We start from the raw sequence: 17,295 nt of genomic DNA, 5'->3' as shown, positions 1-17,295 counted from the left end.
CATGTTGAGCATTCCTTTTTTCATCCCCTCTTTTACTTAATTACTGTCATTAAAAATATATTTATATCAATGTTTACTCCTTTTTATTCCTCCAAAAGTTTTTCACATAAATGTCATAAATCGTATGGTCTAACTATATAGTTGAAAAGGAATGCGACATTAAAGAGTCGCTGAAAAACTCATCCAAGAAAAGGGAGGAAAAATCTTTTGAAAAACAAAATCATTGCTTTCCTATCTGTTTTGTCATTTATTATTGGTGGTTTCTTCTTTAACACAAATACTTCAAGTGCTGAAACTTCATCTACTGATTACGTTCCTAACCAATTAATCGTTAAGTTCAAGCAAAATGCATCTTTAAGTAATGTGCAATCTTTTCATAAATCTGTCGGAGCTAATGTCTTATCTAAAGATGATAAGTTAGGTTTTGAAGTCGTACAATTTTCGAAAGGTACTGTAAAAGAAAAAATAAAGAGTTATAAAAATAATCCAGATGTGGAATATGCAGAACCGAATTATTACGTTCACGCCTTTTGGACTCCAAACGACCCATATTTTAAAAATCAATATGGATTGCAAAAGATTCAAGCTCCACAGGCTTGGGATAGCCAACGAAGTGATCCTGGTGTAAAAGTAGCTATTATTGATACAGGAGTCCAAGGATCACACCCTGATTTGGCTTCGAAAGTAATTTACGGGCATGATTATGTTGATAATGACAATACATCTGATGATGGTAATGGTCATGGTACACATTGCGCTGGAATTACTGGAGCACTTACAAATAACAGTGTCGGAATTGCTGGTGTTGCCCCACAAACTTCAATTTATGCTGTCCGCGTATTAGATAATCAAGGAAGTGGTACTCTTGATGCTGTAGCGCAAGGTATTCGAGAAGCTGCTGATTCGGGTGCAAAAGTAATTAGTTTAAGTTTAGGAGCTCCAAATGGTGGTACTGCATTACAACAAGCCGTTCAATATGCATGGAATAAAGGCTCTGTTATAGTTGCAGCTGCTGGAAATGCTGGAAACACAAAAGCTAATTACCCTGCTTATTACAGCGAAGTAATTGCAGTTGCTTCTACAGATCAATCAGATAGAAAATCTTCATTTTCTACTTATGGTAGCTGGGTAGATGTTGCAGCACCAGGTTCAAATATATATTCAACATATAAAGGAAGCACGTATCAATCATTAAGTGGTACATCTATGGCAACACCTCATGTTGCAGGAGTCGCTGCTCTTTTAGCAAATCAAGGATATAGCAATACACAAATCCGCCAAATTATTGAGTCAACTTCTGATAAAATTAGTGGTACAGGTACGTACTGGAAAAATGGTAGAGTCAATGCATATAAGGCTGTACAATACGCTAAGCAATTACAAGAAAATAAAGCTTCTTAATAAATAAAGTAAAATTTTAATCGGTCGATCTACCATTAATGCCGGATAAAATAGAAGGAGAGACTTCTACAATTACAGCCTCTCCTTCTTACAAACTATATTACTCTCCCTGCTTTTTAACCATATGTAAATACAGTACAAAATCCATCATTGTCGACGAATGACCAAGTTGACGGATCATCGCTGTTATATTTCCTCTATGATATGTACCATGATTTACGACATGTTGCACTAATTCTAAAATCGAAGTTTCTAATTTCCCTACGTATGGATTCTCAATAACAAATACAGCATTCACATCTTGTATTGTAATTAAAAACTCTTTATATTGATTTGCCATGTTTTCAAACATTTTTTCTAATTCATGTAACGATTTAGTTTCAATTTGTTTTCGTAAATCTTCTCGGTCTTGTATTGCTTCATTCATACTTTTACCATGCAATATATGTAACCACACTTGATCTGTAATATAAATATGCACAAAAGTATCCTTAATGGATGGGAATACACTCTGTATCTGCTCATTAAAAATTGTCTCATAGTTTGGTAACTCTTTTAATCGATTGAATAATCTAGTATTAGCCCAAGCATGGTAATCACACTGTTTTAATATATAATCTTTCAATTTATATTACCTCCTTATTGTATGAAACGAATGGTTTGTTTCTTCATTTCTGATTCTCTATCAGCCTTTGCAATCCCTTTTTCTTTCATTTCATGCTTATTTATCGTTTTATATTTTACATACGTATAAAATTCCGTTTGAAATAGAAATGGTGTAATCCGAATTGTTTCCTCGTCCACCCATTCAGCTTGAATAAGTTTCTCCTCTTTACTATTAAACATTTCTGTTCCTTCAAAACCATCTTTAAATAAGTCAATTTCATCTTTCTTTTTGACACCAGGCTTATTCATACATACGTATAAAGAAAGTTCATCACAAAACTTTAATAATCTATAATGCTTATCGAACATTGCAAACTGTTCCTTTGTTAACGTTTTCAAAATTCTTTTTTGTCGTTCTAATTCATGTTTATAAAATGACATCATTTCTTCATCTTCCTCGTTTAGTGGAAATGATAAAAAATGTTTACTACAAAGCAATGCCCCGTATGGATTAGAATTTTCAATTTCATTCAACCCAATCGTATAAAAAACAAAACGTAATGGGCTTGGACAATCCATAAATGTATATGGAATATTTTTAGCATCATTCAAAATTGGTACTTTATCAAGCTCTATCCATCCTCTGTCATGCTCATATATTGCATCAACTGTTTCTTTTAAATATGTTTTATCTTCAAAAAAGTCTTCTTTTATATGCTTTGCAATCTCTCCAGCTAAAAAACCATGATCATGTTGACGAATTAAAATACTTTCCTTCTCATTTTTTTCACGAAAAATCATTCGTATACTCCCCCTCATCCCCATATTAAAGCTTTTTATATGCATCGATTCTTAATTAATCCCTAAATAATAGAAGGGATTCAGTCTCTTGCAACGAAATTAACATAATTATATAGTATTCTTTCTAATCATAGTGATAGCTTTATCTTTACTATCTATTATACTAAAACATTCATTCCAAAAATTTTTTTATGAGGTGAAAACATGAACAAAACAGAATTAATTAAAAACGTAGCCCAATCAGCTGATATTTCTCAAAAGGACGCTTCTGCAGCTGTACAATCCGTATTTGACACAATTGCTAATGCATTACAATCTGGAGATAAGGTTCAACTAATCGGGTTTGGAACTTTTGAAGTACGCGAAAGATCTGCTCGTACAGGACGTAATCCGCAAACTGGCGAAGAAATTCAAATCGCCGCTGGTAAAGTTCCTGCATTTAAAGCGGGTAAAGAATTAAAAGAAGCTGTTAAATAAAAACAAGAAACCAGCCATTTTATAGGCTGGTTTCTTGTTTTTATTTAAGCAATCGCTTTATATTCTCTGCATGATACACTTCACAAATATAAAATACACATTTGCAGTTACTTACAATTTGATACTTTCTAGTTGGATACACATTCGCTGTAACAGAACATCCATCAAACAATTCAATAATATTTCCAGATGGCTGATATCCTTCATATAATACGTTTCTTCTTACTTCCATCTTTTCTATAAGCTTTTCAACAGGAATATTTCCACTCTCTAATTCACTCTTTATTGCGTCCGGTAAAAACGAAGTGTCTGCAAAAATTAGATTTTCAGATAACACCTTTCCTTTATAACTAACATTAGATACACGGTAAAGAAATGTTCCATCTTTATCAAAGAAATTCTTTGCTTCTTTCGGAATGTACTGTCTACCAAGTGCCTCTTGTTCAAGAACATCAAACTGAACTGTATCATTTAAAAGCTTTTCTAAAGCATGAATGGATGATGTATCTCCAGAAAATAAAATATTTTTAATTGCTTGTACATTATAAGTGAATTCATTCTTTCTATTTTCCGCTACTAACATGAGGAACACCTCTTCTGTAATTTTTTTATTTAAGATTTAAAAGTGCTGCTGCGTCTAATTGCGTAATTTCAGTCACTTCCTTACTGAATATTGCAACAGAAGCCCTATAATCTAAACTAGGCCTTACATCTTCCATCATTGTATTACTTGCTAACTCTTGTCTATCCTTAAAAACCAACAAGTTTGGAGGATCATTTGGAGCTGATACTGTAATATGTACTGGTGGAATCATTAGTCCTTCACCTGTCGCTTTCAGCACCGCTTCTTTTCGAGTCCAATATGTTAAAAAACCTTCTATTTTCTGTTCATTTGACAGTTTCATAACTTGCGCTATTTCAATGTCTGTTAATACACCTTCTGCCATTTTCATAACATCTATACTTGGATTCATTTGTTCTACATCTATGCCAACAGGTGCGGATTTTGTAAATGCAACGACAACCCACTCACCTGAATGCGAAACGGATAATTGCGGCATACCTTCTGGTAATTGTGGTCTTCCATGCTGCAATTTACATACTGAGCACATTCGATCAATTGGTACTTGGACTGGTGACATAGAAAGTATCTTGCCGAGAACTAATCTACTTATTACGCAACCTATTATAAAACGAGCTCGATCTGCCGAATGATGATACGAATTTGCTTTCTCTCGCTCTATATCATTTAGTAAATTGTAATGCCATGATTGTAAATCCGAAATTCTTGCCCACCATATTTGACAATCATTCTCATTCAAAGTTGGAATAGAATCTACAACTTTACTTTCTATCATGTAAACTCTCCTTTATTCAACGAATATCAATTTTCATAAAAAAGCATACGTATATTGTTATTCATTGACAAGTACTTTCTCTTTTTCTGATACAGATAATGTTTTTTCTTTCTTCTTTGACATTACCTCTTTATCGGAAATACGTAAAGAAAATAGTAGTGCTATGAGCAAAAATATTGCTGACCCAATTAATGCTGCTTGATATGGTAAAAAATCGGATTGAACGTTATTACCTCCAAAACCAGCTAGTATACTAGCTAAAACCGCTACTCCTATTGCTGAACCTAGTCGATTTTGCACATTGAATATAGTAGTCGCTCTCCCCATAGAAGGCGGCGTGATATTGTTAAAGGCAGAAAATTGAACCGCACCGACAGATTGACCTAAGAAAATACCGATACCAAACAATAATGCCCGGATTTGCCACGGATTCGTATCGTGATTTACAAAACTTAATAAAACAAAGATAACCGCGGTACAAATTAATCCAATAGAAATTACCTTTCGAGCTCCTAATTTCTTATATGACCATGGTACAATTTGTGAAGAAATCATTAATCCAATCGCCTCTGGAAATGTCGTAAGTCCTGATTCCAGTGCAGAAACTCCTATCACATTTTGATACATAAGAGGAAAAACAAATAACATTCCTAATAAACCAGCTGATGAAAATAATGATATAAGGCTCATCTTTCTAAAGACTGGTTCTTTTAATAAGCGTAAATCTAACATCGGTTGCTTTACTTTCAGTTCTACAATTATAAACAATGTAATGAATACAACCCCAACTATCCCAGTACTCATAATTTCTGGAGAAATCCACCCTTTTGATGGTCCCTGGCTGAGTGCATATATGAGCATCGCAAATCCTGGTGCTGATAAAATAAAGCCGAGCGAATCAAAGCGACCAGCTGATTTTTCAACATGTTCTGCTAAAAATAGAAGTCCAAATAGCAATGCAACGATTCCAAACGGTAGATTAATATAAAATGCCCAACGCCAAGACATTTGATCTACAAAGAAACCACCGATGATAGGACCAATTGCTGGTGCTACAGCAATTGGAAGTATAATGAACCGGGAAATCTTCGGTCTTTCCTCTGGTGAAAATGTTCGAAATAACATCGCCATTCCAACCGGTGTTAAAAGCCCTCCGCCAGCACCTTGAATAATACGGAAAATATTCAATGAAGTAATATCGTTAGCCATTCCGCATAAAGCAGATGCAATTGTAAATACGAAAAGAGCAATTAAAAACACTCTTTTCGTACCAAAACGATCTCCTAACCAACCAGAAATCGGAAGGAAAACAGCTAAACTAACTAAATACCCAACATTAACCGTCCCCATTGCAGATGGAGGTACTTGTAGTTCTCTACTTATCGTTTGCAGTGCTACATTTACAATCGTTGCGTCCATCGCAGCCATAAACATCGCAGTTATATAAACGATACTTACAACTACTTTTGGATTTAGTTTTTCTTTCATTATCGTTTTCCTACTAATGTTTTTTCGCGAACTTGATTACCTTGTGGATTCAAATCTTTCCAGTTATATTCAACATATTCTAAGCAACTCTGCCTACTAGCTTCTTCATATACGACATTCCAGCCAATAGGTACATCGAGAAAAGCAGGCCAGAGAGAATACTGGCCCTCCTCATTTATTAATACTTTATATGTGTAATTATCATTTTCAAATGGATTCGTCATACTCTACTTACCCCTTTCTTATTCTGCAAATATTTCGCTAATACTTGTCCAATTTCCGTAAGTGGACCTGGCTGACATAGATCTTTATGTCTACAATCAATATCGTGCTGCACAATTTGCCCATCTAAATAATTTAGCCACGTATTTGGAGAAATAGGATCAAACCAGTCTGGTATAACAGTAGATCTAAAGAATAAGATATCTCCGTTATAAACTTTCGGTACATATTTCCCTAACAACCCTACTGAATTTACATATGTTTCTTTCAAGTTCAATATAGTCTCTTCTTCAAGACTTGCTAATGCACTTCCATCTTTACGAAGGATTTCAACTGCACTTTCCATTGTAAGTGGTTTACCATCCATGTTATCTGGGTCATATCCGCCTAAAGCAAGTAATGCGATTAACGCTTCCTCTTCAGTAGGCGCTTCCGTATTCGGTAAGAAGTGTCCAGGATAAGAGTCAAGCATAACGAGTAATTCTACTTCTTCCCCTTCATTTTGTAATTGCGCCGCCATTGCATGCACAACATTTCCTCCAAGCGACCAACCTAGTAAACGATATGGTCCATAAGGCTGTACTTCACGAACATGTTTCAAGTAATCCGCCGCCATCTCCTCTAAACTTTTTGGAAGTTCTTCATTTTTAGCAATACCTCGTGCTTGTACACCATAGATTGGATAATCTGTTCCTAAAGATTTCATAAGTCCTGCATAGCACCAACTTAATCCACCAGCTGGATGTACACAAAATAGTGGTAATTGATCCCCACTTGCTCGTAATGGAAGCAACACATCAAGTGCACTTTGACCATTCCCCATCTCAAGTCTTTCAGCTAACCCTGCAACAGTCGGTGCTGCAAATAAAGTACCAATATTTAGTTCCACTCCAAGCGCCTCTTTCATGCGGCTCATAAGCTGCACTGCAAGGAGTGAATGGCCACCAAGATCAAAGAATCCGTCATCAATTCCAATTTGAGGTACACTTAGCACTTCTGTAAACAAGTCACATAACATTTCTTCTTGCGGTGTTCTTGGACCACGACTAGAAGATGATGCAATAAATTCTGGAGCTGGCAATGCCTTTCTATCTAATTTACCGTTTGGAGTTAAAGGTAACTCATTTACTACTACAAAAGCGTATGGAACCATATAATCTGGTAAACTACCACTAGCAAACTGACGCATTTCATTCGTATCAATCGCTTCATTATTTGATGCAACGATATAAGAAACTAACCGTTTATCCCCTGGTTGATCTTCCCGTACAATAACGGCTACTTGCTCAACTTTAGGGTGCTTCATTATGACTGCTTCTATTTCTCCTAATTCAATTCGGAATCCACGAATTTTGATTTGATGATCTGCACGTCCTATATAATCTAGCGTCCCATCTTTACGCCAGCGAGCTAAGTCTCCTGTACGATACATTCTTGTACCTGGCTTGCCAAATGGATCTGCGATAAAGCGTTCAGCCGTTAATCCTGCTCTTCCTAAATATCCACGCGCAAGCCCTGCACCTGCAACATACATTTCTCCAACTACTCCAGGTGGCACTGGTTGTAAATAGTTATCTAACACATACACTTTAAGGTCAGGTATACTGCACCCAATTAAACTATTTGCTCGTAAAGAGACGATAGTTTCATCTAATTCAATATAACTAACATGTACTGTCGTCTCCGTAATACCGTACATATTAATAAGCTTTGGTGCGTTATGAGGATGTCGACTATACCACTCTTCTAAGCGACTTAGCTCAAGTGCTTCTCCTCCAAAAACAACATATCGTAAAGATAATTTTTGGCCAATCTCTTCATTTTCACGATCTGCTTGCATCAATTGATAGAACGCTGATGGAGTTTGGTTTAAAATCGTAACCTTTTCTTTAACAAGAAGCTGTAAAAATTCTTTCGGTGAGCGACTTACAGTATGTGGCACTACAACTAAACGCCCTCCGTATAATAAAGGTCCCCAAATTTCCCAAACCGAGAAATCAAAAGCATATGAATGGAACATCGTCCAAACATCGTTTTCGTCAAACTGGAACCAATGATCAGTTGCTCCTAAAAGTCTTACTACATTTTGATGAGGTATCATAACGCCTTTCGGTCTACCCGTTGACCCTGACGTATAAATAACGTAAGCAATATGTGATGGAGATAATGGCTTAATACGTTCCACTTCATCAATATTGTCTTCACTATATTTCTCAACTTCTGCTATTACTTTTACATTATCAATTAAAACTTTTAGTGCCTCATTACATTCAATTTCCACTTCTGAATTCGTTAAAACACATGATGGTTTCGCATCGTGTAGCATAAATGAAATACGGTCTGCTGGGTAATCTGGATCTAACGGAAGGTATCCAGCACCAGCTTTAAGAACAGCTAATAAGCTTACAACCATGTTTAATGATCTTGGCATCGCTAAAGCAACGAGTTGATCAGGACCAATCCCTTTTGCTATTAGGAATCGAGCTATTTTATTTGCTTTTCTATTTAACTCTTCATAAGTTAATTTCTTATCTTCAAAGACAACAGCAATAGAATTTGGATTTATATGAGCCTGCTTTTCAAATAATTGTGGCAATGTCATTTCTGGTGCAATTTGAAAACCACCATTCCACTTTTCTAACACTGTATTTTTCTCTGCTACAGTTAATATTTCTAATCTGCCAATGGATCGATCCGGATGTTTCGCTGCATCATCTAATAACAAAATGAATCGTTCTATTAGTTTTTGAACCGTTTCACGTTTATATAAATCGGTACTAAACTCTAGTAATCCATGTAAACCGTTCGGAGTACCGTCACCCCCGTTACTCTCACTAATTTCAAATGTTAAGTCAAATTTTGCAGAACCGACGCTTTGAATTTCAAAGTTCGCTTCTATATCCGGGGCATCAAAGATTGCTTCTGGCGTATTTTGGAAAGCTAACATAACTTGAAATAGCGGATGACTATTTCGAGTACGCACTGGGTTTAACACTTCAACGAGTCGTTCAAATGGAACATCTTGATTTTCATAAGCTGCAAGATTTGTCTGCTTTACTCTATTCAATAATTCTTTAAAACTTGGATCTCCTGATGTATTTGTACGTAACACTAATGTATTTACAAATAAGCCGACTATGTCAGAGAGTACATCATCATTTCTTCCAGCAATCGGACTTCCAATTGGTATATCAGTGCCTGCACCTAATCTTGTAAATAGTGCACTAAGCCCTGCTTGCAATACCATAAACAAACTAGCTCCATTTTCACGTGCAAGCTCTACTAACCTACTATGCATTTCTTCATCTATATGAAAATGAATTGTTTCCCCGCGGTAACTCGTCTCAATTGGACGCTGGAAATCTGTAGGTAACTCCATTTGGTCTGGTAAACCTTTAAGTTCTTCTTTCCAAAAATCTAATTGTGTTGAAATAAGACTCTCTGGTGTCGTTTCATCACCTAGCAATTGCTGTTGCCAAAGTGCATAATCTGCGTATTGAACGGGAAGTGACTCCAGCTGAATTCTTTCACCTTGACATCGCGCTTTATACGCCGCTGTAAAATCTCTCGTTAACGGCTGTAATGACCAGCCATCACCTACAATATGATGTAATAGAATTAATAATACATGTTTGTTTTCACTCACTGTAAAAAGTTGCAAACGAACTGCCGGCTCAAAATCGAGGTTAAAGCTATATCTTACCGCCTCTGAAAGTACACTTTCTAATTCATCTTTACATGTATTAGTTATAACCATTTGTAGATTTAAGTTTTCCATATCTAAAATTTTCTGATAGGAACTACCTAATACGTTAGGGAAAATTGTTCTAAGTGTTTCATGTTTCTCAACTACATCATAAAAAGCACCTTGTAATGCTTCTCGATTCAATATTCCATTCATACGAATGACTAGCGGAATATTATAAGTAGGACTTGGACCTTCTAAACAATTTAAAAACCATAACCTGCGCTGTGCAAATGAAAGTGGAACTTCATTTGGCCTACTTGCTTTCTGAATAGCTGGTCTTGCGCTTTTGGCATGGTCTAATTGTTTCGCCAGTTCGGCAACAGTTGGTGATTCAAATAGTTTCCCGATTCCTAATTCCACACTTAACGTTTCACGAATTCTTGCCATTAAACGAGATGCTAGAAGGGAATGTCCACCCATTTCAAAGAAATTATCATCAATGCTAATTCGAGAAACACCGAGTACTTCTGCAAATAAATCACATAATATTTCTTCTTTCGGATTTCTAGCAACCCTCTCATTGTTCATTCCATTAAAATCAGGAGCAGGTAATTTCTTTCTGTCAACCTTACCATTTGGCGTTAATGGTAATTCTTCTAGCACAACAAATGCCGATGGTATCATATAATTCGCTAAACTTTCTGAAACATAAGAACGAATTTCTGAAAGATTAATCGGTTCCTTTTCTTCTGCAACGATATACGCAATGATGCGTTTATCATTTGGACGATCTTCTCGTACCATTACTACCGCTTGTTGAATATTTTCATGTCGTTGTAATACCGTTTCAATTTCAGCTAATTCAATTCGGAATCCACGAATTTTAATTTGATGATCTGCGCGACTAATGTACTCTAACGCACCATCACTACGCCATTTCACAAGATCTCCTGTACGGTACATGCGCTTCCCTGATTCTCCATAAGGATTTGCAATAAACCGTTCAGCTGTTAACTCAGGTTTTCCTAAATATCCGCTTGCAAGTCCCTCCCCTGCAATATATAATTCCCCAATAACTCCAGGTGGAACTGGTTGTAACCCTGCATCCAATACATACACTTCTGTATTGCAAATTGGCTTTCCAATAGGAGGTATACCCTTTTCACCTTCATCAATGTTCATGAAAGTAGACCAAATCGTCGTTTCAGTTGGTCCATATAAATTAGTTATTGAGCAACCTAATTCTTTTAATTTATTTGCTAAATGCTCTGGAAGAGCTTCACCACCAACAAGTATATTTAGCCCTTGTAGCTTCTCTGGATAATCAGTTACTAACGCCTGCCAAAGCGTCGGTGTAGCCTGCATAATTGTCACTCTTTCTTCTTGTAAAAGTGTCGCTAATGCTGATGGCTCTTGTATGTCTTCTTTTTGTGCAATTGTTAAACTTGCACCACTAATAAGAGGTAAATAAATTTCTAGTGCAGAAATATCAAATGCAAACGTTGTAACTGCTAATAAATGATCATTTTCATGTAATGAAAATTTTTGTTGCATAGCCATTAAAAAGTTACTTAAACCTCTCATAGGAACAATTACACCTTTTGGGTTTCCTGTTGAGCCTGAAGTATATATTGTATAGGCTGGGTTTAAAAGTGATACATCATTCTTACATGCTATATTCATACGAGAATATGTATGTAACGCTAGTTTCGTTTCTTCTTCATCTAATACAATTTTTTTCATATCATTTTCTATAACTAACTTAGATGAAACAGATGAATGTGTTATGATACAAACTGGTTTTGCGTCATTTACTATATAATTAATTCTTTCTGCTGGGTATTCTGGATCTATTGGTAAATACGCTGCACCAGCCTTTAAGACTGCTAGCATACTAACTACCATTTCTATTGATCTAGGGAATACTAAAGCTACAAACTGGTTTGGTCGCATTCCTTCTTCTACTAAATAATGTGCTAGTTCATTCGCTCGTTCATTTAGCTCTTTATACGTAAGGTTTACACCGTCACAAGTAATGGCTAGTTTATTGGGATTTTTTTGCACTTGTTTTTCAAATGATATAGGCAGACTGATTAACTCATCGTCTTCCTTCGTTTCATTCCATTCCAATAAAACTTTATGATTTTCTTCAGGCAGAGTAATGTTTATTTTTCCAATCGACTCGTTTTTCTCATAATTATTTACTACTAATTCAAATAGATTCATAAATCTTTCTTTATGCAATGCTAGCTCCGCGCCATTATATACTTCAGGATTTGCATCAAAATGAATCATTAGCTCATTTTGATCAAAACGTTTATATACATTTATTGATAAATCATCGACAGGTCCTGCTGATAAATTATGCGTAATACCACGATTTCCAGCAAAATTTAGCCCGTAATCAAAAGGCATAACATTCACTAACGGTCCAAACAACCTTTGATTTTCACCTAGTAACTTTAAGTCTCTTCTTAATTCCTCATGACGGTATTTATAATGGCGACGTACATCTCGGATTTCTTTAGAAACTTGTTGCAATAATTCCGCAAGAGTTATATTTGGAGTTACTGTAATACGAAGTGGCACTAAATTCATTACCATACTTGGTGTATGAATAGATACCGAACCTAGACGTCCCATCATCGGTAAACCTAAAACAATATCATTTGCACCTGTTAACTTATGCATATAAATACTTGTTACAGCGACAATGAATTCCGGCCAACTTGTTAACGAAATATTGATATCTTCTAATAAAGTTTTCGTGCTAGAACTAGATAAATAAGCTGTTTCTCGTGAAAATCCATTTGATGTTCTCGGTGCTCGCTCTGCCAAGCTTACAACTTCTGGTTCATCCGCAAATTTTTCTAACCAAAAAGTACGATCTTCCTGAAATTTTTTAGACTCACGATACTCAATATCTTCTTGCACGACCTTTGTAAGAGAACCAAATGGCTTTTCATTCTTGTTTGTTTCTTCTATAAGTGATGTATACTCATTCGCTACTTTTTGGCTAAGAAGTGAAAATCCATAGCCATCCATCACAATGTGATGGATGCGCTGATACCAAAAGAAACGATTATTTTCAACTTGAATAAGTGCTTCAGTAAATAATGTATCTTTTTTCAAATCGACTGGCATAGATAAATCATTTTTCATCCATACTTTAGCAGCTTCTTCAGGATTTTCTTCTTTACGAACGTCAATAAAATGCATATGAAACTGTGATTCTTCAATAACTTGCCATGGGCCAATTTCATCCTCCTCGAAGCGAACATGAAGTGCTTCTGCTTCCATTACAACTTTACGTACAGCTAATTCGAAAATTTCTTGATGAATATTTCCGTTTATTTCTACATATTCTCCAGTATTGTAAATTGGATTAAGCGGATCTAATTGTTGCGCAAACCACATACCAGACTGCGCAGATGATAACGAATGACGAATCTTTTGACTGTTAGGCATTCTTTACTACCCCTTTATTATGTAGTCTATTTGTTACAGCACCTGTGCTGTTTGTGAAGATAGTAAACTGTACCAACCTGCAACAGTTGGACGTTCTGCTAAATCTGCAAAAGTGATTTCTTTCCCTTCACGACGCCACTTCTCTACTAAACTCATAATTCTGACCGAATCAAGCCCTCTATTTAATAAGTCCTCATCAATATCAATACTCTCTACTGGCTCACGAAGTAGTTGTGCAACTAGTTCATGCACTTCCTGTATAGTGATTCCTTCACTCTCATCATCTTTTACACTTTGTAAATCGTTTAACAGTAGGTTTGTTGATGTCGTTACTGCACATCTATTAGATGCATACTCCAATGCTTGTTTATGATGCTCTAGTGAAAAATCAGCAACTGCATCTGCTACAAAGAACGGCTCTATACCATCCATAAATGCTTCACAAGCTGTTAAAAGACAGCCAATATGCGCATAAATACCGCAAATAATGAGTTGATCTCTTCCTTGTTCATTTAAAATTTCTAATAGATTTGTCTTTTTAAATGCACTATATCTCCATTTTGTTAGGAATATATCATCCTCATCAGGAGTAAGTTCATCAACAATTTTCTTTTTATCTGGTCCAGCAGGTATACCGTCACCCCAAAAGTCTTGTAATAAACCTCGTTGTTCCAACGTTTGTCCACCAGGTTGTGCTGTATAAACAACTGGTATACCAAGTTCCTTACATTTTTCTCTTATCATTTTAATATTTGAAATAAGTTCTACTTTTGGTGATTCTTTATCGCTATATGCATCAAGAAAATATTCTTGCATGTCATGAATTAAAAGTACTGCACGTTTCGGATCTGGTGTCCAATTCACTTTATTTTTTGGTAGTTCTGATTCAATTGGCATTTTATATACTGAAATAGATGGGATAGCCATCTAATCACTTCCTTCCGGTTTTTATTATTGTTTTACTGTAATAAGTTTTTCAGCAATGACTTTACGTAGTTCCTTTTTGCTGACTTTTCCGACTCCTGTTTGCGGGAATGATTCAATAAATTCAATTCGATCTGGAATTTTATAAGCCGCTATACCACGTTCTCTTAAAAACATTTTTAATTCACTTACTGCTGGAACTTGTCCGCGAGCTATAACAAAAGCACAGGTGCGTTCACCTAAATAATCGTCAGGCATAGATACAATTGCTACGTCATGGACCGCATCGTGTGCTAATAGATGATTTTCAACTTCTTCCGCAGCAACTTTCTCACCACCACGGTTAATTTGATCTTTATCTCTTCCTTCTACAATGATGTATCCTTGTTCATTTACTTTTACAAGATCACCTGTGCGATAAAACCCATCCTTTGTAAATGATCGGGCATTATGCTCTTCGGCTTTATAGTAACCACGAATTGTATATGGACCTCGTGTTAATAAACTACCTACTTCGCCAGGTTTTACATCGTTGTCATTTTCATCAACAACTCGTACTTCATCGAGTGCAGACATTGGTCTACCTTGTGTATGAATAATAATTTCTTCCGGATCGTCTAATCTTGTATAGTTCACTAATCCTTCCGCCATACCAAATACTTGCTGTAACGTACATCCAAATGTAGGGCGTATACGTTTTGCAACCTCAGCACTAAACTTAGCACCACCTACTTGAATAACCTCTAGACTCGATAAATCAGCATTACGAGAAGATGCAGCGTCAAGCCATATCATTGCTAATGGCGGTACGAGAGCAGTAATCGTAACTTTTTCTTTTTCGATAAGTGCAAATGCCTCATCCGGACTACCCCCAGTTGCCAGCACAACTTTTCCACCTGCATAGAAAGTTCCAAATGTTCCAGGAGAGCTCATCGGGTAATTATGTGCTACTGGAAGAACGGCCATATAGACACTCTCTGCACTTAAATTACAAATTTCAGCGCTAACACGTAAACTATAAATATAATCATCATGCGTTCGAGGAATTAATTTAGAAAGTCCTGTTGTCCCTCCTGATAATTGGAGAAACGCAACATCACTTGGCTGAACTTCTGGTAATGAGACGGGATCCATATACAGATCATTTATGTTCACAAATTCTTCTTCTTCTCCCACTACAATGACTTGTTGTAAATTTGGCACTTTCTCTTTCACTTCTCTTGCTAGTTTTCGATAATCAAAACCAAGAGCCTTATCTGAAATAACGTAAGCGCTCGCCTCGCCAAACTCACAAAAATAACTAATTTCACTGCTTCGATGTGAAGGTAGTGCAAAGACAGGAAGCGCTCCAATTCTAAATAGCGCAAAACATATTTCGAAAAACTCGATAATGTTAGGTAACTGGATTACAACTCTGTCCTCTTTCTTTATTCCTAAATTCAGTAAACCTGCTGCTAAACGATCTACCTTTTTATTAAGTTCACTGTACGTTATATGCGTCTTACCGCTTACAACCGCGATTTGATTTCCATATTTCTCAGCTCGCTCTCTTAACACTCCTCCAAATGTTTCACCAAGCCAACATCCTGCTTCTCGGTAACGATCGGCAAATTCTTTTGGCCATTCTGTATAACCTACTAGCATTCTTTCTTCCCCCTATTTTTCATTAAGTGAACTATCTCTTAACCCTAAAGCTTTTAGCATTGTTTGGAACTTAGCTGATGTTTCTGCTAACTCATCTTCTGGTTTTGACTCAGCAACAACTCCAGCTCCTGCATATAAACGAAGTGTATTTTCTTGTACTTCAGCACAACGAATTGTAACAATCCATTCTCCATCTCCATTTAAATCGCTCCATCCTAGCATTCCTGTAAAGAACTCGCGGTCAAATGGCTCAATATGCTGTATAGCCTCTCTTGCTTTTTCCATCGGAGTTCCGCAAACTGCTGGCGTAGGATGAAGGGCAATTGCTAATTGTAAAGAAGAAGTATTTGGATCCTTAAGTTCACCTTTCACTTCTGTAGACAAATGCCACATCGCTTCACTATGAATAACTGATGGCTTTTCTGGAACATGTAATGTATGACAATACGGACGAAGTGCAGCGGCAACCGCTTCCACTACTACCGCATGTTCATGTAAATCTTTTGGAGAAGAAAGTAATTCCTCTGCTCTTCTTTTATCTTCTACTGGGTCCTCACTACGTGGCCTTGAACCAGCTAACGGGTTAGAAATAACTTGCATACCATTACGTGAAATAAGTAATTCAGGGCTTGCTCCAATTAGCGTTTTACTGTTCTCCTTTTCATCTTTCGGTAAATTCACAGCAAATGTATAACCATGCTTATTATGCTCTGCTAATTCTCGCAGAAGTTTTTGCTTATCAATCTTTTCGGAAGATTTAACATCTAACGATCTGGATAGAACGATTTTCTTTAAATCACCGTCCTGTATTTTTTCAATTCCTTGCTTCACACCATTCATATAAACTTCAGGGTCTGGCATTGGCGTCATTTCAAATGTTGCGTTCTCATTTGTTTCAAGCTGATTTGTTGTATCCAATTGTAACCGCTCAGAAATTCTGCTATATTCTGGTACGATGAGTTGGACTTCTTTTCTACGATCAAATGGCAAAGCACCCACAACGATAGGATTTGGATTTCCAGCTTGTTTCGCATTACTTAATGTCGTTTGCACAAGCTCTGGGAAACTTTCAATTTCACGATGCTTTACTGTAGTAAACTCTCCTTCTGTTAATATCGTTCGAGTTGGTGAAGCGAAAAAGAATGAAGATTCAGTCTTATAATCATCTAAAAGTTTTTCTGACAATTCCTTTACAGCTATATGTTCATTCATAATATA

12 protein-coding genes are annotated in these 17,295 nt (G+C 36.3%); 2 read left to right on the top strand and 10 right to left on the bottom strand.

All coding sequences use genetic code 11. The features are described from left to right. The first annotated feature begins 207 nt into the window (after window positions 1-207). Window positions 208-1,401: a S8 family peptidase gene (locus tag AXW78_RS11315; protein WP_000790911.1), complete on the top strand. Its 1,194-nt coding sequence runs from the start codon at window positions 208-210 to the stop codon at window positions 1,399-1,401. 100 nt (window positions 1,402-1,501) lie between these two features. Here the strand turns inward: AXW78_RS11315 and AXW78_RS11310 are convergent, their stop codons facing one another. Both AXW78_RS11310 and AXW78_RS11305 read right to left on the bottom strand, forming a co-directional pair. Beyond that, window positions 1,502-2,026, bottom strand: a complete 525-nt coding sequence (locus AXW78_RS11310) for a DinB family protein (RefSeq protein ID WP_000656270.1) — start codon at window positions 2,024-2,026, stop codon at window positions 1,502-1,504. Window positions 2,027-2,040: 14 nt separating this feature from the next. Then, entirely contained in the window at window positions 2,041-2,808 is a 768-nt protein-coding gene (locus AXW78_RS11305) for a DUF3891 family protein (protein ID WP_000577280.1), read from the bottom strand. A gap of 204 nt (window positions 2,809-3,012) precedes the next feature. On the opposite strand from AXW78_RS11305, the gene AXW78_RS11300 reads away from it, so the two are divergent. Continuing rightward, window positions 3,013-3,285: an HU family DNA-binding protein gene (locus tag AXW78_RS11300; protein WP_001043905.1), complete on the top strand. Its 273-nt coding sequence runs from the start codon at window positions 3,013-3,015 to the stop codon at window positions 3,283-3,285. A gap of 40 nt (window positions 3,286-3,325) precedes the next feature. On the opposite strand, the gene AXW78_RS11295 is transcribed toward AXW78_RS11300, so the two are convergent. Genes AXW78_RS11295 through dhbC form a run of 8 tightly spaced genes read right to left on the bottom strand, consistent with a single transcriptional unit; the run spans window position 3,326 to window position 17,289 of the window. After that, window positions 3,326-3,868 (bottom strand): hypothetical protein, encoded by a 543-nt coding sequence (locus AXW78_RS11295; RefSeq protein WP_000959128.1) that lies wholly within the window; start codon window positions 3,866-3,868, stop codon window positions 3,326-3,328. A 25-nt stretch (window positions 3,869-3,893) separates the two neighbouring features. Then, window positions 3,894-4,643: a 4'-phosphopantetheinyl transferase Sfp gene (gene sfp / locus AXW78_RS11290; protein ID WP_000573001.1), complete on the bottom strand. Its 750-nt coding sequence runs from the start codon at window positions 4,641-4,643 to the stop codon at window positions 3,894-3,896. 57 nt (window positions 4,644-4,700) lie between these two features. Next, window positions 4,701-6,131 (bottom strand): MDR family MFS transporter, encoded by a 1,431-nt coding sequence (locus AXW78_RS11285; protein WP_000660201.1) that lies wholly within the window; start codon window positions 6,129-6,131, stop codon window positions 4,701-4,703. Further along, window positions 6,131-6,355, bottom strand: a complete 225-nt coding sequence (locus tag AXW78_RS11280) for an MbtH family protein (RefSeq protein ID WP_000184059.1) — start codon at window positions 6,353-6,355, stop codon at window positions 6,131-6,133. Before AXW78_RS11280 ends, AXW78_RS11285 begins: the two co-directional genes overlap by 1 nt. Further along, window positions 6,352-13,509, bottom strand: coding sequence for an amino acid adenylation domain-containing protein (locus AXW78_RS11275; protein ID WP_061884131.1), 7,158 nt, complete (start codon window positions 13,507-13,509; stop codon window positions 6,352-6,354). The genes AXW78_RS11280 and AXW78_RS11275 overlap by 4 nt, the downstream gene beginning before the upstream one ends. A gap of 33 nt (window positions 13,510-13,542) precedes the next feature. After that, window positions 13,543-14,436, bottom strand: a complete 894-nt coding sequence (locus AXW78_RS11270) for an isochorismatase family protein (protein ID WP_001007259.1) — start codon at window positions 14,434-14,436, stop codon at window positions 13,543-13,545. 24 nt (window positions 14,437-14,460) lie between these two features. Continuing rightward, complete coding sequence (locus AXW78_RS11265; protein WP_000960122.1) at window positions 14,461-16,077, bottom strand: (2,3-dihydroxybenzoyl)adenylate synthase; 1,617 nt, start codon at window positions 16,075-16,077, stop codon at window positions 14,461-14,463. A 12-nt stretch (window positions 16,078-16,089) separates the two neighbouring features. Continuing rightward, on the bottom strand, window positions 16,090-17,289 hold the full coding sequence (gene dhbC, locus AXW78_RS11260) for an isochorismate synthase DhbC (protein ID WP_001002065.1): 1,200 nt from the start codon (window positions 17,287-17,289) through the stop codon (window positions 16,090-16,092). Window positions 17,290-17,295: the final 6 nt, after the last annotated feature.

Source organism: Bacillus thuringiensis, assembly GCF_001595725.1.
In the GTDB taxonomy this organism is placed as follows: domain Bacteria; phylum Bacillota; class Bacilli; order Bacillales; family Bacillaceae_G; genus Bacillus_A; species Bacillus_A thuringiensis_K.
The sequence above is the reverse complement of the archived record's forward strand: the minus strand, read 5'-3'. Positions and strand labels throughout refer to the sequence as shown.